At 72.4% G+C, this 23,598-nt stretch carries 18 protein-coding genes, 1 tRNA gene and 2 pseudogenes; 11 read left to right on the top strand and 10 right to left on the bottom strand.

What is annotated here, in order from left to right; genetic code table 11:
- Positions 1-10: 10 nt before the first annotated feature.
- The 3 genes from HDA34_RS08525 to HDA34_RS08530 are packed head-to-tail and all read right to left on the bottom strand — an operon-like array spanning position 11 to position 2,102.
- A complete protein-coding gene (locus tag HDA34_RS08525) occupies positions 11-220 on the bottom strand; it encodes a hypothetical protein (RefSeq protein WP_134377404.1) in 210 nt (69 codons plus the stop codon).
- A gap of 21 nt (positions 221-241) precedes the next feature.
- Positions 242-370, bottom strand: a complete 129-nt coding sequence (locus HDA34_RS11870) for a putative transporter small subunit (protein ID WP_036383231.1) — start codon at positions 368-370, stop codon at positions 242-244.
- 34 nt (positions 371-404) lie between these two features.
- Positions 405-2,102 carry a sodium:solute symporter family protein gene (locus HDA34_RS08530; RefSeq protein ID WP_134377403.1) on the bottom strand — a complete coding sequence of 566 codons (1,698 nt, stop codon included), beginning with the start codon at positions 2,100-2,102 and terminating at the stop codon, positions 405-407.
- A 351-nt stretch (positions 2,103-2,453) separates the two neighbouring features.
- Here HDA34_RS08530 and HDA34_RS08535 point away from each other — a divergent pair, with 351 nt between their 5' ends.
- The 4 genes from HDA34_RS08535 to HDA34_RS08550 all read left to right on the top strand — a co-directional run bounded on the left by HDA34_RS08535 (position 2,454) and on the right by HDA34_RS08550 (position 5,427).
- Positions 2,454-2,855, top strand: a complete 402-nt coding sequence (locus HDA34_RS08535) for a VanZ family protein (protein WP_134377402.1) — start codon at positions 2,454-2,456, stop codon at positions 2,853-2,855.
- A gap of 34 nt (positions 2,856-2,889) precedes the next feature.
- Positions 2,890-2,962, top strand: a tRNA-Ala gene (locus tag HDA34_RS08540).
- A 246-nt stretch (positions 2,963-3,208) separates the two neighbouring features.
- Positions 3,209-4,336, top strand: coding sequence for a glycosyltransferase (locus tag HDA34_RS08545; RefSeq protein WP_134377401.1), 1,128 nt, complete (start codon positions 3,209-3,211; stop codon positions 4,334-4,336).
- Positions 4,336-5,427 carry a glycosyl transferase gene (locus HDA34_RS08550; protein WP_134377400.1) on the top strand — a complete coding sequence of 364 codons (1,092 nt, stop codon included), beginning with the start codon at positions 4,336-4,338 and terminating at the stop codon, positions 5,425-5,427. Before HDA34_RS08545 ends, HDA34_RS08550 begins: the two co-directional genes overlap by 1 nt.
- 31 nt (positions 5,428-5,458) lie before the next feature.
- Here the strand turns inward: HDA34_RS08550 and HDA34_RS08555 are convergent, their stop codons facing one another.
- On the bottom strand, positions 5,459-7,465 hold the full coding sequence (locus HDA34_RS08555; RefSeq protein ID WP_134377399.1) for a glycosyltransferase: 2,007 nt from the start codon (positions 7,463-7,465) through the stop codon (positions 5,459-5,461).
- A gap of 165 nt (positions 7,466-7,630) precedes the next feature.
- On the opposite strand from HDA34_RS08555, the gene HDA34_RS08560 reads away from it, so the two are divergent.
- The 4 genes from HDA34_RS08560 (at position 7,631) to HDA34_RS08575 (ending at position 12,545) form a co-directional block, all read left to right on the top strand.
- Positions 7,631-8,743 (top strand): glycosyltransferase family protein, encoded by a 1,113-nt coding sequence (locus tag HDA34_RS08560; protein ID WP_134377398.1) that lies wholly within the window; start codon positions 7,631-7,633, stop codon positions 8,741-8,743.
- The gene (locus HDA34_RS08565; RefSeq protein ID WP_233437095.1) at positions 8,740-10,119 is read left to right on the top strand and encodes a glycosyltransferase; all 1,380 of its coding nucleotides are present in this window, start codon (positions 8,740-8,742) and stop codon (positions 10,117-10,119) included. Before HDA34_RS08560 ends, HDA34_RS08565 begins: the two co-directional genes overlap by 4 nt.
- 178 nt (positions 10,120-10,297) lie before the next feature.
- Positions 10,298-11,251 (top strand): WcbI family polysaccharide biosynthesis putative acetyltransferase, encoded by a 954-nt coding sequence (locus tag HDA34_RS08570; RefSeq protein WP_134377396.1) that lies wholly within the window; start codon positions 10,298-10,300, stop codon positions 11,249-11,251.
- A gap of 112 nt (positions 11,252-11,363) precedes the next feature.
- The gene (locus HDA34_RS08575; RefSeq protein ID WP_134377395.1) at positions 11,364-12,545 is read left to right on the top strand and encodes an NAD(P)/FAD-dependent oxidoreductase; all 1,182 of its coding nucleotides are present in this window, start codon (positions 11,364-11,366) and stop codon (positions 12,543-12,545) included.
- Between the two features lie 170 nt (positions 12,546-12,715).
- Here HDA34_RS08575 and HDA34_RS08580 read toward each other — a convergent pair whose 3' ends face one another.
- Entirely contained in the window at positions 12,716-13,477 is a 762-nt protein-coding gene (locus HDA34_RS08580) for an OBAP family protein (RefSeq protein WP_134377394.1), read from the bottom strand.
- 91 nt (positions 13,478-13,568) lie between these two features.
- Positions 13,569-15,152, bottom strand: coding sequence for an alkaline phosphatase D family protein (locus HDA34_RS08585; RefSeq protein ID WP_208537659.1), 1,584 nt, complete (start codon positions 15,150-15,152; stop codon positions 13,569-13,571).
- Positions 15,153-15,376: 224 nt separating this feature from the next.
- On the opposite strand from HDA34_RS08585, the gene HDA34_RS08590 reads away from it, so the two are divergent.
- Complete coding sequence (locus tag HDA34_RS08590) at positions 15,377-15,652, top strand: DUF1540 domain-containing protein (RefSeq protein ID WP_020624892.1); 276 nt, start codon at positions 15,377-15,379, stop codon at positions 15,650-15,652.
- Positions 15,653-15,661: 9 nt separating this feature from the next.
- Here the strand turns inward: HDA34_RS08590 and HDA34_RS08595 are convergent, their stop codons facing one another.
- Positions 15,662-16,489, bottom strand: coding sequence for a hypothetical protein (locus tag HDA34_RS08595; protein ID WP_134377392.1), 828 nt, complete (start codon positions 16,487-16,489; stop codon positions 15,662-15,664).
- 262 nt (positions 16,490-16,751) lie between these two features.
- Here HDA34_RS08595 and HDA34_RS08600 point away from each other — a divergent pair.
- Positions 16,752-17,839 (top strand): IS3 family transposase gene (locus HDA34_RS08600; RefSeq protein WP_182496715.1). Its coding sequence is split into 2 segments (ribosomal slippage): positions 16,752-17,022 and positions 17,022-17,839, totalling 1,089 coding nucleotides; the frame shifts between segments, so codons are not numbered across the junction.
- On the opposite strand, the pseudogene HDA34_RS12030 reads toward HDA34_RS08600, so the two are convergent.
- A pseudogene (locus HDA34_RS12030) lies at positions 17,825-18,100 on the bottom strand (IS5/IS1182 family transposase); the annotation flags it as partial. The gene HDA34_RS08600 and the pseudogene HDA34_RS12030 overlap by 15 nt on opposite strands.
- A 37-nt stretch (positions 18,101-18,137) precedes the next feature.
- On the opposite strand from HDA34_RS12030, the gene HDA34_RS08610 reads away from it, so the two are divergent.
- Positions 18,138-19,032 (top strand): IS5 family transposase gene (locus HDA34_RS08610; protein ID WP_119217444.1). Its coding sequence is split into 2 segments (ribosomal slippage): positions 18,138-18,494 and positions 18,496-19,032, totalling 894 coding nucleotides; the frame shifts between segments, so codons are not numbered across the junction.
- Here the strand turns inward: HDA34_RS08610 and HDA34_RS08615 are convergent.
- Positions 19,030-19,660, bottom strand: a pseudogene (locus HDA34_RS08615) (IS5 family transposase); the annotation flags it as partial. The gene HDA34_RS08610 and the pseudogene HDA34_RS08615 overlap by 3 nt on opposite strands.
- Positions 19,661-19,995: 335 nt before the next feature.
- Positions 19,996-23,505 carry an AAA family ATPase gene (locus HDA34_RS08620; protein WP_134377537.1) on the bottom strand — a complete coding sequence of 1,170 codons (3,510 nt, stop codon included), beginning with the start codon at positions 23,503-23,505 and terminating at the stop codon, positions 19,996-19,998.
- Between the last annotated feature and the right edge of the window lie 93 nt (positions 23,506-23,598).

Consider the following 23,598-nt stretch of genomic DNA (forward strand, 5'->3'; position numbering starts at 1 on the left):
ATCGAGCGGGTCAGGCCCCCTCGATGACGGCGCCGCCGGTGCGGCCCGTCTCGAGGTGGGCCTGACGCTCCCGCACGCCGCTGTACAGGGCGACGAACAGCAGCGCGAGACCGGCGGTCACGAGCATGCGCCCGAGCCCGGCGATGCCCGGGATGGCGGCCGAGGTCTCGGCGGGGGTCAGGCGGACGACCGCGTCGAGGGCGAGGACCACCAGGGTCACGGGCCGCCCCCGGCGGAGGCCTCAGATGATCGAGCGGCCCTCCCGACGGGCCGCGGCCCAGTCGGCGACGAAGCCGCGGGCGATCGAGACGAGGACGGCCAGCACGAGGACGGGCCACATCAGGACGTACAGGGTCAGACCGACGGTCATGCGGATGCTCCTTGCGAGTCGGGGGACGGGGGGATCAGGACGCGGGGGCCGAGGCGCGCTCGACCTGCGGCAGGTCCTCGGTCGCGGGGTCGAAGTCGCCGGTCACGCGCGCGATCCGGTCGAAGTCGAAGTCCCGGCCGGAGCGGACGGACAGCCCCCAGCACACGAGGAAGGACACGGCGTAGGCCACGAGCGAGCCCGTGAGGGTGGCGTAGTCCCGCAGGAAGCCGTAGCCGAGGAACAGCATCACGACCGAGGCGATCGCGCCGACCACGACTGCCGGGCGCAGGCCGAAGAAGCCGAAGCACATGATGCCCAGCACGACGCCCACGCCGAGGATCGCGAGGGTCTCCACCACGAACGCCCAGGCGCCCTCGAGCGGGATCCACTCGAAGCGCACGGGCAGGAACACGGTCAGCGCGGCGAGGACGGACACCGTGAACGCGACGTTGGTGATCCTGCCCCAGTAGAAGGACGCGATCACGGGGAACACGAGGCAGCCCCACAGGGCGCCCACGAAGACCAGCAGGTCGAGGATGTCGAACTTGGCGGTGGCGAAGTACAGGGCCGCCGCCGTCGCCACGATCATGGTGATGCGGCCGATCAGCAGCATGGTCTTCGGGTCGGCGTTCTTGCGGCCGACCGACTGGCCGTAGACGTCCGTCATCACGATCGACGAGAGGGCGGACAGGTCCGAGTCGGCGGTGGAGGACAGCGAGCCGATGATCATCAGGAACGCCAGGGCCACGAGCGCCAGCGGCAGGTGGTCGGCGACCATCTGCGGCAGGAGGTTGTTGACGTCGCCGTCGAGCGGCTCGGCGCCCAGGTAGAGCGCCATGACGCCGAGCATGCCGACGCCGATCACGGTGCCGCCGTAGCCGAGGGTGGCCGTGATGAAGGTGGGCTTGATGAGGTCCTCACGCACGGCGAAGAGGCGCTGGGCGATGGTCTGGTTGCCGATCGCGTAGGCCAGCACGGCGGCGATGTACGGCGCCCCCTGGTTCATGAACGCCTCGGAGGAGAAGAAGCTCTGCTGCTGGGCCGTGACGTGGCCGGCCTCGACGCCGGCCTGGAACATGCCCGGGCCGCCCGCGGCGAAGAACACGGCGGGGATGATGATGACGGTCGCGCCGAGCATGGCCATCACCTGGGCGAAGTCGGTGAGCACGGAGGCGCGGAAGCCGGACCACAGGGTGTACAGCAGCACGCCCGCGGCCACGATCAGGATGCCCGCGCCGAAGGACAGCGGGGACAGCAGGGAGATCAGGGCGCCGCCGGCGATGAAGTTGGAGGTCAGGGAGATGACGGAGCCGAGCACGTTGGAGCCGGCCAGCATGAGCTGCGAGGAGCGGCCGTGCCGGGCGTACATGACCTCGGCGAGGGTGTGGGCGCGCGGCGCGACCGCGCGGATGCGGCGGCCGAACGGGTAGATGAACAGGATCATCAGGGCGCCCCAGAGGCCGTAGTGGAGGGGGCCGGAGACGCCGTACGTGTAGCCGGCGGTCACGGAGGCGTACATGGAGGCGGCCCAGATCCAGGTGGCCGTCATGGAGGCGGCGGACACGCCGAAGCCGATCCGATTGCCGGCCGTCATGTAGGCGTCGGCGTTCTCCTTCTTCTTGGAGATGGCCACGGACATGATCATGGTCCCGCCGTAGAACAGCGCGACGAGCAGGATCACCCCGATCACGCCGAGCTGGGTCAGGGATGCTGCGTCCTGGGAGGGCGGCATCGGACTTCCTTTCGCACGAGTGACTGTGGACGTCCCGATCCCCCGGCGCGGTCCGGTCAGGGCACGGCTCCACAGGGCGGAAGGTGGCGTACCGATCACGTCGCGGCCAGGGGGCCGGGGAGGTGGAGGGCATCCCGCCGGGTCCCGAGTCCACGAACGGCGAGCTCTCTGCTCAAGCCATCGCGGTCCCTCGGCCCTGGGCGGCGCTGTCAACACCGGCATCCTGGCGGAGCGAGCCCACCCGGATGGGGTGATCATCACATGATCGGCGCAGAAATGGCAAAAACATAGATCCTTTTCAGCAGGGCGGGGGCATGAGTGCGCGGTGCAGAAGCACGACAGAATGGGCGGATGACCGTTCCCCCCGGCTCCCCGACCACCTCCGCTTCCCGACGACGGCGCCGCGCCCTGGCGGCGGCGCTGGCCGTCGCCGTCGTGGTGCAGCTGGTGGTGCTGTACCTGCCGGGCGAGCAGGTGCCGGAGGCCGGGTTCGCCGTGCCGGGGCTGGACAAGGCGATCCACGTGGCCGTGTTCGCGCTGCCCGCGTTCCTCGCCGTGTGGCGGGGGCGGAGCGAGTGGTGGGCCCTGCCGTTCGCGGTGCACGCACCGGTGAGCGAGCTCGTGCAGCACGCGTGGGTGCCGCTGCGGACGGGGGACCCGGTGGATGTCGTCGCGGATCTGGCGGGTGTGGTGCTCGGCGTGGTCGCCGCGCGGCGTCGCCGAATTGGAGGATCGGGGGCGTCGGGCGTATGATGGTCCGGTGCACTCCCGCGGGAGGGCACGACCTGGGGCTATAGCTCAGTTGGTAGAGCGTTTCGTTCGCAATGAAAAGGTCAGGGGTTCAATTCCCCTTAGCTCCACGGACCGTCCCGGTCCGCGATCCTCGAGGTCGCGGGCCGGGACTTTCTCGTGACGGGGGCGTGAGCGCCTGCCCTGCCCTCACCCCCGGGAGGGGGGCCGGCGCTTCCGGGGGGACCCCCCGGGTGTCTACAGTGCCGGGGTACGTCAGCGCGGACGTGATGCGGTCGTGTCACCGCAGGTCAGTCGCGCTTCTGCCGCCCCGCACGGGGCCGTTCGGCCCGGCCCGGGCCGGGAAGGGGACGCCGATGCGCATCAGCGTGCTCACCCACATGCTCCACCCCATCCGTTCGCCCTACGAGGGCGGGCTGGAGATGCACACGGCCATGACCGTGGAGCACCTCGTGCGCCGGGGCCACGACGTCACCGTCTACGCGCGGGAGGGCACCCGGCTGCCGGGCGACGTCGTCGCCGTGCTGCCCGCCGAGGGCGCCGGCCCGGGCCGCGCGGGCACCCGCGTGCGCGAGGCGGCCGCCCGCCGGGCCTGCGCGCTGATCCTCGACGACGACTCCGACGCCGTCCTGAACAACTCCCTCTCCCCGGCGCCGCTCGAGCTGCTGCGCGCCCGCCCCGTGGTCACCGTCCTGCACACGCCGGCCACGCTGGCGGAGGTGCTGGCCGTCGTCGACGCCCCGGGCTGGACGGCTCCCGACCACCACCGGTGGGCCTCGGTGTCCGCGTCGAACGCGCTGGCCTGGCAGCACCGGCTGCCGCGCGTGGACGTGGTGCCCAACGGGATCGAGCTGCACCACTGGGTCTCCGACGCCGTCCCCGTGCGCGGCCGCGCCGTGTGGTCGGGCCGGATCACGGCGGAGAAGGGCCTGCACGTGGCGATCGACGCCGCCCGGATCGCGGGCATGGAGCTGCACTTCGCCGGGCCGATCTCGGACGAGGAGTACCACGCCCGGGAGGTCGTGCCGCGGCTCGGTCCGGACACCGTCTACCACGGCCACCTCGACCATCACGCGCTGCCGCACATGCTGGCCACGGGCGAGGTCTTCCTGGCCACCCCGCTGTGGGCCGAGCCGTTCGGGCTCGCCGTGGTCGAGGCCATGGCGCTCGGCGTGCCGGTGGCCGCGCTGCTCAGCGGCGCGATGGGGGAGATCGTCGCCCCGCAGGCCGGCGCGCTCGCGGTCCATCACACGGCGCAGGAGCTCGCGGTCTCGATCCGCCACGCCCGCCGCAAGGACCGGGGACGCGTGCGTGCGTGGGCCTGCCGGTTCAGCGCGGAGACCATGGTGGAGGGCTACGTGGACCTGCTCGAGCAGGCCGCCGAGGACGCCCGCGATCTCGCCGCCGCCGAGGACGCGTACGGGTTCGACCCCCAGGAGGCCCCGCGCCCGTCCGCCGAGGCGGCGGACCTGGAGTCCCTCTGATGGCCCCGGCCCGCAGGCGGGTCCTCTACTACGCCCACCAGCACGGGGCGGGGCATCTGCGGCACGCCGCCGGCCCGGCGTCGACCGGGGCGTTCGACGTGACGGTCGTGACCGCCCACCCCCGGGCGGCCGAACTGCTGCCCGCGGACGTCCCCGTCATCCCGCTGCCCTCGGACCTCGTGCCCGGCCACGAGCAGCCGGCACGCTCGCCCCTGCACTGGTCCCCGGTGGGGCCCGAGATCCGGGCGCGCTTCGACGCCCTCCACGCGGCGGCGCAGCGGGTGGAGCCGGACGTGTGCGTGGTGGACGTGTCCGTGGAGGCCGCTCTGTTCCTGCGCCTGGCGGGCTGGCCCGTGCTGCACCGCCGCATGCACGGCGAGCGCACCGACCCCGCGCACGCCCTCGTCTACGCCGAGGCCGACGGCCTCTTCGCCCACTACGCGGCCGAGCTCGAGGTCCCCGCCTGGCGCGCCGCCCACGCGGACCGGGTCACCTACCTCGGGGTCGCGGACGTCACCGGCCGGCTCGGCACCCGCGCCACGACGACGTCGTCCGCCGGCGCCGCCCCGCGCGTCGCCGTGATCGCCGGGACAGGCGGCGGCGGGGTGCGGGCCGCGGACCTGGCCCGGGCGGCGTCCGCCGTGCCGGAGGCGACGTGGGAGGTGTACGGCCCGATCGCCGGGGTGGGCGAACCGGAGGCGCCGGGCGGGTTCGCGGCGGAGGCGATGCCCGCCACCGTGACGCTGCACGGCTGGGTCCAGGCGCCGGCCCGCCGGGCCGCAGACGCCGACGTCGTGGTGGTCTCGGCCGGGCACAACGCCGTGGTGGACGCCGCCCGCTCCGGCCGTCCCGTGGTGCTCGCCCCCGAGCCGCGGCCGTTCGACGAGCAGCGCGTGTTCGTCCGCGAGATCCACCGGGCCGCGGGTGTGCCGTGGTGCGCGTGGGAGGACCCGGACGCCGACTGGGCCGGCGCGGTGCGCGGCGCCCTCGCCGACCCGGCCGCCGCCGACCGGCTCGCGGGCCTGCTGCTCGTGGCGCCGGGCGAGTACCGGCGGCGCTGGGAGGCGGCGATCGAGGGCGCCCTGGGCTGAGTCCGCCCGCCGCCCCCGGCCGTCACGGCGCTCAGTACGCGGCGTCGTCGCGGCGGGCGGCCGTCAGCTCCGCCTCCGTCGGGTGACGCAGCAGCTCGAGCCGCTCGCCCTCGGGGTCCCACGCGATCAGCCCCGCGTCCGCGAACGCGCGCAGCCACCCCTCCATGGCCCATCGGCCGTGCACCTGCCGGAAGCGGCGGGCGTTGACCAGGATGTCCTCGAGGTGGTGCAGCGGCGGGGTCATCACGCCGTGGTGCTGGTGGAACGCCTCGGCGGGGCTGAACCGCAGCGTCAGGCCGGCGTCGCGGGCGCGGAAGGCCAGGTCCGTGTCCTCGGCGCCGTAGCCGGTGAAGCCCGCGTCGAAACAGCCGATGCGGGCCAGGTCCGCGCGCCGCAGTGCCAGGATCAGCGTCCACACGAGGTGCCACTCGTCCGAGGGGCCGGCGGTCAGGTGCGCGCGTGCCCGGTGGGGCAGGGAGAGGCGGCGCAGCAGGGCGTCGGCGCGGTGCGAGGTCAGGTCGGCCTCCCCGACGTCGCGGGTCCAGCCCGGCCGCAGGTAGCGGGGCCGGCCCATCACCACGGACCCGGGGTGGGCCGCGACCTCGGTGGCCAGCACGCCGACGGTCTCGGCGGCCGGGATGCAGTCCACGTCGAGGAAGACGAGGATCTCGCCGGTGGCGAGCTCGGCCGCGCGGTTGCGGGCCTGCGCCAGGGGCAGGCCCGCCTCGGCGGCCACGTGCCCCACGGTGACGGGCAGGTCCGTGGCCGGGACGCGCCCGTCCGGCTGGCCCATGAACACCACGACCACCTGGTCCGGGCGGCGGTGGGAGCGCTCCAGCCCGGCGATCACGCGGGCCAGGTGCTCGTCCCGGTGCCCCGTGATGACCAGCACGGACACGCTCGGCAACGCTCCGCGCGCCCGGGCGAGGGCCTCGCGGTAGACGGCCACGTGTGCGGCCGCCACGCGACGGCGCTGCCGGGCCCGGGCGGCGGGATCGGCGGGGGCCGTGCGCGCGCGGGCGCGCACCAGCGTCTCGAGCGCGTCGGCGAGGGAGTCGGGATCCTCCGGGTCGAACGCGGCGAGCGAGTCGGGGCTCAACCAGGCGCCGGACTGGTCCGCGATGTGCCCGATGTCCGCGACGGCCACCGGCACCCCCAGGTCCCGGCACATCTCCACCCAGCCCGAGTGGGTGCCGATGCGGTACGGCAGCACGGACACGTCCACGTCGCGCAGCAGCGCGTGCAGGGCGGGGTCGTCGAGCCGGTCGTGCTGCCACAGCTCGAAGCCGTGGTGGGCGCAGCCCGCGCGCAGCGCGGCCAGGGCGTCCTCGTCCTGCACGGTGTCCTGGACCTCCACGGTCACCCGCGCGTCGAGGCCGCGGTCGGCCAGCGTCGCGACGGCGGCGGCGAGCACCGGCAGCAGCGCCACCGGGGCCACCTGGGCCCGCAGGTCCTTGGCGTGCACCAGCAGGCGGGCGGGGGCGGCCGCGCCGTCGCCGTCGTCGGACGCGTCGGGGGGCAGCAGGCCGGGCTCCGCGCCGGGGGCGTCGTCGTCGCCCTGCGCCACGAGGTCCTCGAGCGGGACGATGTGCGGGTGGGGGACCACGAGGGCGCGCACGCCGTAGTCGCGGGCGAGGGTCGCCGCGGCGCCGGGGGTGAGCGTGAGCACGGCGTCCGCGCGGCCCAGCAGCACGGCCAGGCGGTCCCGGTGGGGGCCCTGGTCCGTCAGGTGCGGGTTCTCGAGGTCGTGCACGGTCACGACGACGGCGCCCCCGTGCGCGTGCTGCGCGTCCAGGGCGGCGGCCAGCTGGGCGGGGCTGAAGTGCTCGAAGCCGAAGTGCACGTGCAGCACGTCCGGGCGGTGCTCGGCCAGCCACTCCGCGTGCAGGGCCCGGGGCGGCCACCACTGGTGCGCGGGCGCGCCCGGCACCGGCGGGTCCGGCAGGAACTCCACGTCCGGCGCGGCGCCCGGGTCGAGGGGGCGGATCGCGCGGGTGTACGGGTGCTGCGCGGGCACGTGCTGGACGGTGATGCTCACGGGGGAGGGCCTCCTGACCTGGGGGATGCGATGCCGCGCGGGCGGCGTGTCCCCGTCCCGGGTCGGGGGTCGCGGAATCTAGTCTGTCAGGGCAGGATCGGAGAATCGGAGCAGCGGCATCCTGTCCGTTCCGGCGCGCCGCCGCGTCGAGGAGCGCCGCCGCAGGTGAAGGGGATCGTGGACGTGGACTCGCAGCCGCAGGGGCGTGTGCTGTACGTGACCGTGGGCGCGCCGGAGCACGGCGTGGTGCGCCATGGCCGGCAGACCGCCGCCGCCCTCCGTCGGGTGGGCGCCGAGGTGGAGCTGCTCACGGCGGAGGACGTCGCGGCGTTCCGGGGCCTCGTGCCCGTGCTGGAGGAGGCGCGCGCGCTGGGCGCCGCCGTGCACCTGGACGTCACGGACGCGCTGTTCGGCCCCACCGCGACCGCCGCCGCGGACCTGCTCGTCGACGTCCTGCCCGAGGGCACCACGCTCACCCTGCACGACATCCCGCAGCCCGCCGAGGGCGACGGCCGCTACCGCCGCCGCGGCGAGGCATACGCGCGGCTCGCCCAGGCGGTGGACGGCGTCGTGGTCTCCTCGCAGCACGAGCGGGCGCTGCTGGCGGACCTGGTGGACGTGGCCGCGGACGTGGTCCCGCTGCCCGTTCAGGACCGCCGGGCCGCGGCCGCCCGCGCCGAGCCGGTGGTGCCGGAGAGCATGGCCGGCCTCGACCGGGACCTCGTGCTCTTCGGCTTCGTCTACCCGGGCAAGGGGCACGCCCTCGCCCTGGAGGCCCTCACCGAGCTGCACCGCCAGTGGGGCCCGGACTCCGGGGCGCCGCGCCGGCTGACGGCGCTCGGACCCGTCAGCATCGGGCATGACGACCTCGTGGCGGAGCTGACCCGCGACGCCGAGGCGCGCGGCCTGGAGTTCCGCGTCACCGGGTTCGTGCCGGACGAGTTCGCGGACGCGGCCCTGCTCTCGGCGGGCATCCCGTTCGCGGCGCACCGCAACGTGTCCGCGTCCGGGTCCCTGGCGGCGTGGACCTCGGTGGGGCGGCGGGCGATCGCCTCCGCGGGCCGCTACACGGAGGAGATGGAGCGCCTGCGCCCGGGCACCCTGCGGCTCGTGCACCCGAACGGGTCGCCGGCCTTCGCGCTGGCCGAGGCGATCGCCGAGGCGGTCGAGGACCCCGAGCGCACGTGGCTCGACCCCGCCGTGGACCTCTCGCCCGGGGCCGAGGACTGCGCGCGGATGCTCTTCGACGTGCTCCGCCGCGTGCACAGGTGGACGTGAGCGCTGCCGTCTCCGTGGTGGTGCCCTACTACCGGGCCCAGGCGGACCTCGACCGGCTCACGGCCGCGCTCGCGGCCCAGCGCGGCCTGACCGGCGGGCTGCAGCTCGTGGTGGCCGACGACGGCTCGCCCGTCCCGCCCCGGGTGGACCCGGGCCTGCCGTTCGACGTGGTGACCGTGCGCCAGCCGGACCGCGGGTTCCGCGCCTCGGCGGCCCGGGCGCTCGGGGCGGAGGCGGCCGACGGCGACGTGCTCGCCTTCCTCGACGGGGACATGCTCCCCGAGCCCGGGTACCTCGCCGCGGCGCTGGCGGCGGTGGCCACGGCGCCCCGGGACGCCGCGGTGGTGGGTCGGCGGCGGCACCTGGCCGAGGCCTGGCTGGAGCGGGCCTGGGCGGACGGCTGGCGGCCCGGGGACGAGGTGCCGGAGAGCTCCCGCCTGGCTGAGCCGGCGTGGCTGGGTGACGGGTACCGCGCGACGGACGACCTGCGCCGCGCCGACTCCACCGGCTACCGGTACGTCATCTCGGCCGTGCTCACGATGGCGCGCGAGGTCTACGAGGACGCCGGCGGCTTCGACCCCGCGTTCGTGGGCTACGGCGGGGAGGACTGGGAGCTGGCGCACCGGCTGTGGCGCGTGGGGGCGGCCCTGCGCCACGCGCCGGACGCCGTGGCGTGGCAGGCCGGCGCCGACTTCGGCGGACGCGGCGACACCGCCGAGGCCGCCCGGGTGAAGGCCCGCGAGGCGCTCGTGCTCGCCTCGCGCATCCCCGCGACGACGGCCCGCGGCCACGGCCTGTCCCTGGCCGGCCCGCTGCGGGTCGAGGCGCGCGTGCGGGTGCCGGAGGGCGCGGACGGCGCGGCGGCGGCCGTGGTGGCGGTGGACGCCGTGCTGCGCGCGGCACCGGGGGCGCGGGTCGGCGTCGTGGGCGGCCTCGACGAGGCGGCGGCGCGGGCGCTCGGCGACCCCCGCGTGCGGCTGCTGGGCGAGCCCGACGGCGGCGCGGCGGCGTCCCAGGACCTGCCGCCGACGCCGGCGCGCGGCGACCTCGACGCCGTGCGGTCGGTGCCCGACTGGTCCGTGGACGTGCACGTGCGGCTGCGGCCCGCCGCGGCCGGAGCCCGGCCTGACGCGGACGCCGTCGCCGCGTGGCTGCTGCGCCTGGAACGGGCCGGCGTCGAGCGCGTGGAGGTGCTGGGCGAGCCGGGCGAGCGGGCCGAGCGCGACGCGCTCGCCGTGCTGACGTGCGCCCGGGCGCGGTGGCGGCGTCGGCGGGGCGGGACGGCGCGGGTGTGGCGGGTGCCCGCCTCCCGGCTGGGCTGGGCGCCCGTGGCCGCCGTGCCGGACCTCGAGGCGTGGTGGGGCGGCTGGGGCTGAGCGGGCCGGTGTCCGCGGGGCTGGCACAATCGCGGACAGGACGGAGCACGGGAGGACCGATGAGCGAGCTGGACGAACTGGACTTCGCGGCGCTCTCCGCGTTCCTGGCCTGGTGGTTCGGGACGGCGGGCGTCGACTGGATCCGTCGCGAGGACGGCTGAGGAGAGAGGACGCAGGCGTGCACGAGGACGAGGGACGACGCCGGCACTACGGCCACTTCTACGGGCTCGAGGACCTGCCCGAGGGTGACCTGCTGCTGGTGTGGGGCAACTGCCAGGGCGAGTCGTACCGGCGGCTGCTCGGCGGGGAGCCCGGCACACCGCTGCACGGGGCGGACCTGGTGAGCGTCCGCGTGCCGCCCGCCTTCGAGGCCCAGCCGGACGAGGTCGAGCACCTGGAGCGGCTGCTGCCCCGCGTGAAGGCCCTCGTCACCCAGCCGATCCCCCACGACTACCGGGGCATGCCCATCGGCACGGACCAGCTCGTGGCCCGGTTGCCGAAGGACGCCGCCGTGGTGCGGATCCCCGTGGTGTACGACGTCTCGCGCTTTCCCTGGCAGGTCACCCTCCGCAACTGGAAGTTCGCGCCCGGGGCGGCCGAGCGGCCGGGGGAGGACCCGCCCGTCGTGCCGTACCACGACCTGCGCGTGCTGGCCGAGGCGGCGACGGGCCGTCGTCGGGAGGTGGCGCCGGCGGCGATCCGCGAGGCCGCGGCCGCGTCCGTGCAGGCGCTGCGGGCGCGGGAGGAGGCGAAGGGGACGCTGTCCATGGCGGATCTGGTGGCGGCGGAGCGGGGCGTCGGCTTCTACACCGTGAACCACCCGACCAACATGCTGCTGACCCGCGTGGCCGAGCGCGTGGCCGGGCACCTGCCGGGCGACGTCGCCGTCCAGCCCGTGCCCGCCTCCCGCGTGCTCCTCGGCGGGGTGCGCGCGCCCCTCGAGGCGGTCGTGGTGGAGGCCCTCGACCTCGACGCCGAGCCGACCGAGGACTGGACCGTGGCCGGACAGACCGTCCCGGCCGAGCAGCTGCGGCAGACCCACCTGGACTGGTACACGCAGAACCCGCAGGCCGTGGAGGTCGGGATGCGCAAGTACGCCGACCAGCTGCGGCTGCTGGGCCTTACGGGCTAGCGCCGGCTCCGGCCCCCAGTGGAGGATGGGCGGCACGTCCCGTCTGCCGCGGAGCACGTCTGCGGGGGCGGACGTACCGTTCCTTTGACCCCGTCACCCCACGGAGGACCACGTGACAGAGCAGTACGACATCCTGATCGTCGGTGGCGGCAACGCCGGCGTGTCCCTGGCCGCCGCACTGCGGCGGAAGCGGCAGGGGCGGGTCGCCATCGTCGACGGCCAACAGCTGCACCGCTACCGGCCCATGCTGAACTACGCGGCGGGCGGGCAGGCGGACATGGCCCGGTTCGAACGGCCGATGCGGGCCGTCATCCCGGACGGGGTCGAATGGATCCCGGACCACGTCGTGGCCGTGGACGCCGAGGAACGGACCGCGGTGACGACCACCGGGCTGACCGTCGGCTTCCGCCACCTGGTGCTCTGCCCGGGGCTGACCCCGTGGTGGGGTGCGATCGACGGGCTGCGTGAGGCCTACGCCGCCGGATGGGCGGCGAGTGCGCACGTGCCCGAGCACGTGGACGCCGCCCGGGCGCTGCTGTCGCGTGTGGCCGCGGGGGACCGTGTGGTGGCGAATGTGCCGGCTGAGCCCTCCTCGTGCGGCGGCACCGTGCTCAAGGCGCTGTTCCTGGCCTGCGCGGCGTGGGAGCGCACGGGGATCCTGCCGGACGTGGACGTCCGCCTGGTGACCCCGTACGGCCGGATCCTGGACCGGCAGACCATCGACCCCGCTCTGGCCGAGGCCGTGGCGAGGTACGGCATCCGTGTGCACGCCGACGCAGAGGTGAACGCCGTGGACCACGAGGCCCGCGAGGTGGTGCTCAACACCGGTGAGCGGATCACCGACGTCGCGGCCGCGTACATCACGCCCGTGGTGCGGGCCCCGGAGTTCATCGCCGAGGCGGGCCTGGCGGACGACGGCGAGGCCGGCCTGGCGGCCGCGGATCCCGCGACCCTGCGGCATCCCGTGCACCCGCACGTGTGGGCGCTGGGCGACGCCGCCGCCCTGGGCACACGGCCCTCCGGCGGAGCCCTGCGCCGGCAGGTCAAGATCCTGACCCAGAACATCCAGGCCGCGGACGCGGGGAAGCCGCTCCAGAAGTACGACGGCTACACCGTGATCCCCGTGATGGTCAGCCGGGACGAGCTGGTCCTGGACGAGCACGTCCGCGACGGCTCCGAGGACCGGTCGATCCCCGGCGTGGACCTGACGAAGCCGCGGAAGAGCACGGCGGCCTTCGACCGCTTCGGCCAGCCCCGGATCTACTGGCACCGACTGCTCAAGGGGAAGGTCTGAGCCCAGCGTTCTCGCTGCCGCGACACGTGCGGCGGACGTACTGTCCCTCGCGGGGCGCGCCCGCCCGATCCAGATGACGGCGCCGGCCCGCCGAGCGTTTTCGTTCGGGAAACGGCGGCGTGTCGCACCGCTGTCGTTCGGGAAACGGCGCCCTCCCGACGACGCCGCCCTCAGTCGTCGCGGCCCCGCACCGGGCGCTCCTCGAGCGTGGTCTGCACGACCCGCCCGCGCTCCCAGCTGTTCGCGCCCGGCACCACGTCCGGGACCGGGATGTCCGCGCGGTGGCGTCGCTTGGCCGCGGTGTCCACGCCCACGCGCTCGTCGCGGGCGCGCAGGAGGGCCTCGTCCACCTGGCCGTCGCCGGTGAGGCCCATCATCAGCTGGGGGATGCCGTACGGGAAGTCGTCCCGGTCGTACTGCCAGGTGTGGAACGTCTTCCCGTAGGTGTGGATGAGGTCTTCGAAGTAACTGTGCTCGGCCAGCTCGGGCACCCCGGGGGCCGTGAGGGCGCCGGAGCTCACCTCGTAGTGGTGGCTGTGCCACAGGCGCCGCTCCTCGTCGGGGAGGCTGCGGAACCGCTCCTCGCTGATGATGTACTCGATGCCGATCAGCCGTGCGTCCGGCGCGTTGCGGTCGAAGATCACGCACTGGTGCAGGTCGTGGCGCAGGTGGATGCAGAAGTGGCTGGCTTCGACCTGCCGGCCGAGGTCGTCGGCGTAGAAGTGCAGTCCGTTGAGGTAGGTGCTCATCGCGCCCATGGGGTACTTCGGCTGGACCAGGCCGGATGCCGCGTCCAGGAGGCGGTGCTTGAGCGGGTGGCCCTTCCCGACGGCGGCCATGAGGGCGATCCTGCGGGCTGCGGTGACAGCGGCCGCGGTGCCCAGTCCGGCGGCGAACCCGAGGGCGGTGGAGGACAGGCGATGGGTGCTCATGGCCCCACGCTAGGAGCGCGGGGCGGACTCGGCCAGGGTGGTGGAGCTGCCGGGTCTGCTCAGGAGGCGGGGACGGCGACGGCCCCTCGCCTCAGGCGATCCGGTGGAGCCGATGCTCGCCGTCGCCGACGCCGAAGACCGCGCGCGTGCGCACCGACGAGCCCAGCTCGCTCACGTAGTCGACCACGCGGAAGCGGGCCTCGAGCAGCTGGGCGGAGAGGTCCACGCGGAGGTAGCCGCGCAGGTCGTTGTTGAACTTGATGTGCGGGTTCCACGCGAGCGCCTCCGCGGCGGCGTCCGAGCCGTCGCCGCCCGAGGTGATCGACGTGGTGATGAGCTCGACGCCCACGGATTCCGAGGAGAGGTCGTTGAAGTCCTGCTTGATGTCCGAGGCGAAGGCCTCGTGGATGTCGCCGGTGAGCACCACGGGGTTGCGGACGCCCGCCGTGGTCCATGCGCTGACCACGCGGTCGCGCGAGGCGACGTAGCCGTCCCACGAGTCCATGTCGCCCCACAAGACCGGGCCGGAGGAGCGGTCGTACTGCACGAACGGCACCTGCTGCGTGATGAGGTCCCAGCGGGCGACCGAGGTCTCGAAGCCCTCGCGCAGCCACGCCTCCTGGGCCGCGCCCGTGATGGTGCGCCGCGAGTCCCGTGCGTCGGCGTCGACGACCTTCACCAGGTCCAGGTTGGCCTGGTCCGAGCGGTACTGGCGCGTGTCCAGGAGGTGGAACGTGGCGAGGTTTCCCCAGTGGATGCGGCGGTAGAGCTGCATGTCGATGCCGCGGGGCACGGACGACGCGCGGAGCGGCATGTTCTCGTAGTACGCCTGGAACGCGGCGGCGCGGCGCGCGAGGAAATTCGGGTCCCAGATCTCCGGGGTCTCGTCCGCCCAGTTGTTCTCCACCTCGTGGTCGTCGAAGATCACGAGCCACGGGGCGGCGGCGTGCGCGTCCTGCAGGTGCGGGTCCGTCTTGTACTGCGCCATGCGGGCCCGGTACTGGGCGAGGGTGCGGGACTCCCCGTTCCTGTGGGCGCGCGGGACGCCCGAGGAGACCGGGTACCCGTACGGCATGATCTCGTAGTAGTAGTCGCCCAGGTGGACCATGAGGTCGGGACGCTCGGCGGCCATGTGGCCGTAGGCAGTGAAGTAGCCGTGCTCCCAGTTGGCGCACGAGGCGACCGTCATGGTGAGGCTGCTCGGGTTCGAGCCGCGGGCGGGCGCGGTGACTGTGCGGCCGACGCGCGAGAGGTGGCCGAGCGCGCGGAACCGGTAGAAGTACTCGGTGCCGGGGCGTAGACCGGTGAGCGTGACGTGCACCGCGTAGCCCTGCGTGCGGTCCGTGGTGACGGCGCCCGACCGGACGACCTTGCGGAAGCCCTCGTCCGTGGCCACCTGGTACTCCACCCGGAACGACTGGTCCGGCATGCCGCCGAGGCCGTCGAGCGCGAGGGGGTCCACGGCCAGGCGGGTCCACAGGACCACGCCGTCGGGCCACGGGTCGCCCGAGGCGACGCCGAGCGTGAACGGCGTGGGGCCGGTGGCCGCGTGGGCGGTGCCGGCCGGCGTGGACAGCAGCGCCGCGGAGGCGACGACGAGGCCCGCCCCGCCGAGGAGGGTGCGGCGGGAGACGGGGTGGGCGGTCGGGTGCGCGGGATCAGTGTGCGAGCTCACCCGTGCAGGGTGGCAGGGGTGGGTGACGCGGACGTGACCGGGCGGTGACGGCGGGGTGGGCGTGACGTCGGTCCATACGGCACGCGACAATGCGCAAAATACATTTGCGCTAATCGCCTATCGACTAAGGCTAGCCCCTCTTGTGCTATTCGCGGGCGGGAGTAATCTCGATTCCAGCAGCACCGCCCCGGCCCGGGGCGGGCCCGAACCGGGAGGATCACGCCATGACCACCGCCGTCCGCACCTGCGCCGCCAGTGCCTGCGCCTTCAATGCCGAGACGTCCTGCAACGCCCTGGCCATCACCGTCGCCGGCTCCGACCGCACGCCCGGCTGCGGCACCTTCGTCCAGCTGGACGTCCGCCGCCCGGTGACCGAGGGCGCCTCGACCGTCGGTGCGTGCCACCGCCTCGAGTGCACGTACAACGCCGACCTCGCCTGCACCGCCGAGGGCATCGAGGTCACGGACGTGGCCACCTGCGCCACCTACACGATCGACTGACGCCGCCCCTCAGGGGTGGGCGACCCGCGCCGGGATCGCGTCCAGCAGTCGCCGCCAGGCGTGTCGGGGGCTGTGATCGAGCCGGCCCGCACCGGGCAGGGCCACGTGCACCGCTGTGGCCTCGCCGTCGCGGACGCGCAGCAGGGTCACTCCAGCTTCGTCCGCGTCGAGGGCGTGGGCGGGCGACTCGGGCAGGGGCCCGGTGCCGACCTGCAACGGGGTGCTCTCGCCCGGCAACAGGCCCAGGGCGACGGCGTCGGCCAGGTCCGCGAGCACCTCGGGGGCGGTGCCCAGCACGTCGTCCGCCAGGTCTGCGAGCTCGGCCTGGTCGATGAGCCCGCGCGACGTGAGCGGCAGGGTGTGGCGGCAGAACACGGCGACGCCGTCGACGTCGTGCAACAGGATCCGCTGGGTCTCGATGACGCCCACGCGCACCCGCGGGCCGACGTCGGCCACGAGATCCGCGACGCGGCCACGCAGCCCCAGCTCCGCGACCTCGGCCGAGTCCCGGCACCAGCGCAGGGTGCCGAGCAGATGCACAGACGCCAGGCGGGTGGGGACCGTGAGGTCCAGGGCGTCGCGCAGGACGTCCACGCGCACGTCGAGTGGCGCGAGCGTGTGGAACGCGCCGAGCGACCCGAGGAGGTTGGGGGCGTGGGCGACCACGAGGCGGCCGTCCGCGCTCACGCCGTGGACGGCCGTCATGAGCGTCTCGCCGGCGCGGAAGGCCGTGACCTCGACGGAGCCCTCGCCGCGGAGCAGCCGCTGGGCCAGCAGCAGGCGACGGGGCGCCACGGGCGGCAGCGGATGAGCGGGGTGCGTGGAGGCGTGGGCCATGGGGGTCCTTCCGGCGGGGGTCCGGAAACCAGTAAGGCACACCTCAGTGAGATACGCAAGGTGAGTGTTGTGTATTTGTCGTACGCGGGGGTGGTGGGGGCGTGTGGTGCTGGGCTACGGTGACGGGACTCACATGCCGTCGTCGAGGGAGCCAGCCGATCATGACCTTCCGCCCCACCTGGGCTGACCCCGTTTCGTAGGTCCAGTCGTTATGAGAGTCGTCCTGTTGCCCGCGGTCGCGGGCAGGGAGACTGGTCAGATCATGACGAACAGCAGGAAGCGTCACACCCCCGAGCAGGTCGTCCGTAAGCTCGGGCAGGCCGACAGGATGCTCGCCGATGGTCAGGACGTCGCGGCGGTGTGCCGGGAGCTCGGGGTGTCCGAGCAGACGTACTACCGGTGGCGGAACCAGTACGGCGGCCTCAAGGCCGACGACGCAAAGCGCCTGAAGGAGCTGGAGAAGCAGAACGCGACCCTGAAGCGTCTGCTCGCGGAAGCGGAGCTGGAGAAGGCCGCGCTCAAGGAGCTGGCTGAGGGAAACTTCTAAGCCCGGACAGGCGCCGCGCCGCCGTCGATCACCTCAAGCGCAAGTTGCGGGTGAGCGAACGGATGGCGTGCCGTCTGGTCGGGCTGAGCCGCTCCGCGTACCGGCGACCGCTCAAGGGCGACACGGTCACGGACCCGGATCGGGCGCTCAGGGAGTGGCTGCGCGCCTGGGCGAAGGACCATCCCCGCTACGGGTATCGGCGGGCGTATCACGACGCCCGCGCCGAGGGGTGGGTGGTGAACCACAAGAAGATCCAACGCCTGTGGCGTGACGAAGGGCTCCGGGTCCCGCAGCGGCGTCGACGCAAGCGCGTCGGGTCCTCGACCGTCGACGCGCCGACGGCGGACGCGCCGAACGTGGTGTGGGCGGTGGACTTCCAGTTCGACGCCGACGAGCACGGACGACCGATCAAGATCTGCTCGATCGTCGACGAACACACCCGGGAGTGCATCGGCGGGCTCGTGGAGCGCTCGATTACCGCCGACCGACTCACCGCCCACCTCGAGGACCTCGTCGCCGCCCGGGGCGCCCCGGCGGTGCTCAGGTCGGACAACGGGCCGGAGTTCATCAGCGAGGCGATGGCCGACTGGGCCGGCACCCGCACCGGCCTGTCCTACATCCCTCCGGGCTCGCCGTGGCGCAACGGGTACGTCGAGTCGTTCAACAGCCGGATCCGCGACGAGTGCCTCAACATCAACAGCTTCTACTCGCTGCTGCACGCACAGGTCATCATCGGCGACTGGAAGGACGAGTACAACCACCACCGCCGGCACTCCTCGCTCGGCTACCTAGGGCATGTCTGACAATCGTTTTGACCATGCGATCACAGCATTCAGCACCACAGCGGACCGGTAGACGATCGCGTACTTGTCATACCGGGTCGCCAGGCCCCGCCACTGCTTCAGGTGCGCGTACTGGCGCTCGATGACATTGCGGCCCTTGTAGGCGGCCGCGTCGAGGCCAATGGGGCGCCCGCCGCGGGCACCGCGCCGTCTGCGGTGGCCCTGCTGGTCGGCCGGTTCAGGGATGACCGCTTTGATCCCACGGGCACGTAGGGCGTGTCTGAGAATAGATGCACGAGTCAGCTGAGACCCTGGGGACATGTCCCGGTTCCAGATGCTCTCTGACACCCAATGGGAGTTGATCGCCCCGATGCTCCCGACCCGGACCGGCCGCGCCGGCAGGCCGTTCGCCGACGCCCGCACCATGGTGGAGGCGATCATCTACCGGTACCGGTGCGGAATCGCTTGGAGGGATCTGCCCGAGGTCTACGGGCCCTGGCAGACCGTGTGGACCTGGCATCGGCGCTTGGCCGAAGAGGGCACCTGGGACACGGTGCTGGCCACGCTGACCGCCGCCGCTGACGCCGAAGGCCTGATCGATTGGTCGGTCTCGGTGGACTCCACGATCGCCCGCGCGCATCAGCACGCGACGAACATCACCCGCCACACAGGGGGATGGATCGAACTACAAGAATCCGCGTGAGGAGCCGGCCGATCACGGCATCGGGCGCTCCCGTGGCGGGCTGAGCACGAAGATCCATCAGCTCGTCGACGGGACCGGGCTGCCGCTGGTCAGCCTGATCACCCCCGGCCAGGCAGGGGACTCCCCGATGCTGCTTCCTCTTCTGGCGCAGCTGCGCGTGACCCGGCCAGTAGGGCGGCCCCGGACCCGCCCCGAGGCCGTGCTGGGCGATAAGGCGTACTCCTCCCGGGCGATCCGCACCCACCTACGTGCCCGTGGGATCAAAGCGGTCATCCCCGAACCGGCCGACCAGCAGGGCCACCGCAGACGGCGCGGTGCCCGCGGCGGGCGCCCCGTCAGCCTCGACGCGGACGCCTACAAGGGCCGCAACGTCATCGAGCGTCAGTACGCGCACCTGAAGCAGTGGCGGGGTCTGGCGACCCGGTATGACAAGTACGCGATCGTCTACCGGTCCGCTGTGGTGCTGAATGCTGTGATCGCATGGTCCAAACGATTGTCAGACATGCCCTAGGTGGGTGCGGATCGCCCGGGAGGAGTACGCCTTATCGCCCAGCACCGCCGCAGGGCGGGTCCGGGGCCGCCCTACTGGCCGGGTCACGCGCAGCTGCTCCAGAAGAGGAAGCAGCATCGGGGAGTCCCCTGCCTGGCCGGGGGTGATCAGGCTGACCAGCGGCAGCCCGGTCCCATCGACGAGCTGATGGATCTTCGTGCTCAGCCCGCCACGGGAGCGCCCGATGCCGTGATCGGCCGGCTCCTCACGCGGATTCTTGTAGTTCGACCCATCCCCCTGTGAGGCGGGTGATGTTCGTCGCGTGCTGGTGGGCGCGGGCGATCGTGGAGTCCACCGAGACCGACCAATCGATCAGGCCTTCGGCGTCAGCGGCGGCGGTCAGCGTGGCCAGCACCGTGTCCCATGTGCCTTCTTCGGCCAAGCGCCGATGCCAGGTCCACACGGTCTGCCAGGGCCCGTAGACCTCGGGCAGATCCCTCCAAGCGATTCCGCACCTGTATCGGTAGATGATCGCCTCCACCATGGTGCGGGCGTCGGCGAACGGCCTGCCGGCGCGGCCGGTCCGGGTCGGGAGCATCGGGGCGATCAACTCCCATTGGGCGTCGGAGAGCATCTGGAACCGGGACATGTCCCCAGGGTCTCAGCTGACTCGTGCATCTATTCTCAGACACGCCCTAACCCCAGCCGAGTACGCTCGGCAGTGCACCCATCAAATGGAAACCGACGACTCACAGAACGTCCGGACCGAATGAAGGGGGCGGCTCAGTGGGTGCGCCGGACGCGCGAACTCCTGATGCTTTCGTTCGGGAAACGGCGCTCCCCAGCGCACTGTTGTTCAGAGAACGGCGCTGAGGACCGGGTCGCGTGGACGCGGTCGCGAGCCCCAGGCCCCCAGCATGTACTCCAGCTGCCGGGGCTCTCGCTCGACGATGCCCAGGTTGAACCCGTCGCAGGGCAGCGCGGTCACTGATCCTGGCCCGTAGGTTCCGCTGCAAGGACACCGATGATGGTCGCGTCTCTGATGTGCCGGATGTCGTCGCCGTCCGTCGATGACTCGGTGATCCAGGTCTTGTGCGCTTGGGAGATGGCGTCGGCGTAGTTGCGGGCCTGGCGAGCGTTGGCGCGGGACTCCGGCGGCAGTGCGGCGTATCCCTGCGCGACGGCGGACCGGAGCACGGTCTCGTCAAACGACCAGGTCCGACGCAGGGTGCGCACCACGATCTCCGCGATGTCGTCGGGGCTGTAGTCCGGGAACTCGATATTGTGCGGTACTCGGGATGCCAACCCCGGGTTGAGGGAGAGGAACTGCGCCATGCGGTCGGTGTACCCCGCGAAGATCGCGATGAAGGAATGACGATCGTCCTCCAGGCGTGTTATGAGGGTCTCCACGGCGACTTTGCCGAAGTCGTTCGAGCTGTCCGGCATGTCCAGCTGATAGGCCTCATCCACGAACAGCACACCACCGCGTGCCTCGTCCAGAAGGAGACCGGTGCGTTCTTCGGTGTGACCGATGTAGCGGCCGACCATTCGCTCCCGACTGGCTTCGACCACCTGGGGAGTAGACAGGATGCCGAGGCGATGGAAGAGCTTCCCGACCAGGCGGGCGACGGTCGTCTTGCCGGTTCCCGGGCTGCCGGCGAACACCATGTGATACGTGGGGCGCGGCAGGTCGACGCCGGCGTCCCGCAAGCGCTCGTCCGCCTCTGCTTGGGCCACCAGCCCGCGCACCCAGGCCTTGACGGTCTCGAGCCCAACCATCTCGTCCAGCTCCACCAGTAGGTGGTCGACGCCGGTGTCGTCTTCCGTAGATCGGCCCAGCAGAGCATGCAGGTCCGCTGGGTCGACTTGGGTGAGCCGTTCGTCTTCGACCCCCACCATGTCCTCGGCCGCTCCCGACTCGGCCATGACGCGATGGGCCATGTGCCGGACGAGTCTGTCGTTGAGATTACGGACCCAGCGGCCGTTGCTGCGATCCCCCGAGGACCGGTGCGCCTCCGCCACGGTGCGCCGGTAGGCGTCGGGATCCACGGTGAAGCCGTCGTCCGCCAGGGCGGCGAGGCCCATCTGGACGAGCTCGGCTGTGCTGTAGTCCTCGAAGTCGAAGCGCAAGGGCACACGCGAGCGCAGCCCCGGGTTGGCTTTGAAGAATGCGTGCATCTGCTCCGGATAGCCCGCGAGGATCACCATGAACTCGTCTCGGTGGTTCTCCATGAAGGCCAGCAGGGTTGCGATCGCCTCACGGCCAAAGTCCTGGGGCCCTCCTTCCGCGAGTGTGTAGGCCTCGTCGATGAAGAGGATGCCGCCCAAAGCGGACTCCAGGATCCTCCGGGTCTTCGGTCCAGTGCCGCCGATGTGCTCAGAGACCAGGTCCTCACGGGTGACCTCGACGAAGACGTCCGAGGACAGCACACCTGCCTGATGTAGTGCGCGGCCCAGCAGCCGGGCCACCGTGGTCTTGCCGGTGCCGGGGTTGCCGAGGAACTGGCTGTGCAGGGTCTGCCGCCGGACGGCGAAGCCGCGCTGTCGGCGTGCCTCGGCGAATCGGACCTCCGCGATGAACGTCTGCACCTGGTTCTTGACGTCGGCCAGCCCGGTGAGGGCGCTCAGCTGAGCCATGGGGTCGCAGTTAGTGTCCGCCAGATCTGCCCCGTCGTGGCCACGCCCGGCGGAGGGTTCCCTGTCACCTGTGCTGTTCTCGCCTGGGTGCTCGACCAGGGTGGCATCCGCTGTGGCTGTCTGTGAGGGCTCCTCCGCCGTGGCGATGGCATCTTCGGGAATGCTGTGCAACGCCGTGTCGGTGGTGATGAGGTGAAGCGCGTGGGGTGCTGAGCTCACGTGGGCGATCTGAAGGGAGCCGGCGACGAACACCTCGCACGGTTCCTCGACGCACAGATCCGCGATGGTGCCGCGGCCGCCTTCCTCGACGGCGAGGGCGCGCAGGTGCGGGGTGGTCGGGGGGATACGGAGGGTGCCGAGGCTCAGGGCTTCACCGGATCCCAAGACATAGAGCTGGTTCGCCGTGCAATCGGTCAGGGTGGCGCGTGCGGAGGACTCAAGACGAACGATGCCGAAGGTGGAGTCCTCGGCCACGATCACGCCGCCCTGCGTGCCCAGCACGTCGGCAAGGTAGGACGTGGGTTCGGAGACGACCCGCACCTCGTTGAGTGTGAGCCGCCCACCGGAGGAGCACAGTGGAGAGAATACTTCCGCTTTGGTGGGGTCCACCAGGACACCAGTGAGCGTGGCGTTGCCGCCGGCGTGCACATTCACGGCGTTCCCGGTAGACGGTGTCACAAGTAGCATGTTCTCGAGGCGGACGGTGGCACCGTTCGGGATGCCGACAGCGCCGTGGAGGCGGATGCGGTCAGCGCGCCCCGTGCCGCGGATGTGGCAGTTCAGCATGATCGCAGGATCAGGGAGGTGGAAGTCCCCCTCCTCGAGCACCAGCGTGTCACCGGGGCGGAGCTGGTCCTGGACGGTTGTAAAGTCTGCGCCCTGGGCGGCCGTCCACATCACCGCCCGGGGCTTGGCTTCCTCCTGGCGGCGGGCCTCCGCCTGAGCTTCAGCGGCCGCCTGGCGTGCGGCTTCGCCTGTGGCAGCAGCCTCAGCAGCCGCTTCCTCGGCACGACGGCGGGCTGCCGCCTCCTCGCGCTGTCGACGTTCCGCGACCTCCTGTTCCGCCTTCTGCCGATCGATGTCGGTCACGCGCACAGTGTCCGGCGGTATCTGGACGTGCGACCCGCCTGAGGTCATCACGTGCACGTCGACATCGCTTGACGTGGAGACCTCGGCGACATCTAGAGCGCTGTCCTCGAGGGACAGCTCGAGGTACGTGATATCGGTGGTGAGCCGCTCGGCCTTCAGCACACTGAAGGCGGTCAAGACGAGCCCGCGCATGCCTTCTGCCGGGGCCAGGCACAGGGTGCCGCGGGCGTGGACCTTGCTGGCAGCGGAGAGATGGAAGGCCCCGTGGGTGGAATCAACGGTGGTCACTGTTGAAGCCACGGCGTTGACGGTGCCGGTGGTGGAGTCTTCGAAGGTCGCGGTGCCCTGTCCCTCCACGTAGAGGGCACAGCCCCCGGGACCCTGGTCGAGGGTCGAACGACGCACCGTCACCGCGCCACCCTCCGAGTACACGGCGGGAAACTGGCCGGTGGGCTCAGGCTGGATGGCGGTGTAGAGGAAGACGGCGGAGGCTGTGGGGCCGTGCAGACGTACGGCGTTGTGGAAGTGCGGCGCCTGCAGCGTCAGATTCTCTACGGAGATTTGGCCGTGCACATCCAGCTGGGTCACGAGGATGACGTCCTCGGGGCGAGATCCGGCCCCGATGATCCGTAGGTTTCCGACCGGAATGCTCTCGAACTCCGCGTAGGTTCCGGGGGTGAGCGCGATCGTCGCTCCGGGGGAGGCCTTGTCCAGCGCCTGCTGGAAGGTGAGACCGAAGAGTCCGTCATGGACGCGCAGAATGGACACCGGCACTCCTCGGATCTCAGGCGATGGATTCTCGGCTCAGCATAGCCGCTGGCTGGGCTGTGAAACCGGTATCAGTAGGGGAACCCGCGCAGC

This window comes from Micrococcus luteus (assembly GCF_014138885.1).
Taxonomy (GTDB): domain Bacteria; phylum Actinomycetota; class Actinomycetes; order Actinomycetales; family Micrococcaceae; genus Micrococcus; species Micrococcus luteus.

Bases quoted from the DNA above. Each gene is read 5' to 3' on its own strand.
- HDA34_RS08580 (WP_134377394.1), bottom strand. From the start codon at position 13,477: ATGAGCACCCATCGCCTGTCCTCCACCGCCCTCGGGTTCGCCGCCGGA.
- HDA34_RS11870 (WP_036383231.1), bottom strand. From the start codon at position 370: ATGACCGTCGGTCTGACCCTGTACGTCCTGATGTGGCCCGTCCTCGTG.
- HDA34_RS08530 (WP_134377403.1), bottom strand. From the start codon at position 2,102: ATGCCGCCCTCCCAGGACGCAGCATCCCTGACCCAGCTCGGCGTGATC.
- HDA34_RS08550 (WP_134377400.1), top strand. From the start codon at position 4,336: ATGGCCCCGGCCCGCAGGCGGGTCCTCTACTACGCCCACCAGCACGGG.
- HDA34_RS08590 (WP_020624892.1), top strand. From the start codon at position 15,377: ATGACCACCGCCGTCCGCACCTGCGCCGCCAGTGCCTGCGCCTTCAAT.
- HDA34_RS08545 (WP_134377401.1), top strand. From the start codon at position 3,209: ATGCGCATCAGCGTGCTCACCCACATGCTCCACCCCATCCGTTCGCCC.
- HDA34_RS08535 (WP_134377402.1), top strand. From the start codon at position 2,454: ATGACCGTTCCCCCCGGCTCCCCGACCACCTCCGCTTCCCGACGACGG.
- HDA34_RS08595 (WP_134377392.1), bottom strand. From the start codon at position 16,489: ATGGCCCACGCCTCCACGCACCCCGCTCATCCGCTGCCGCCCGTGGCG.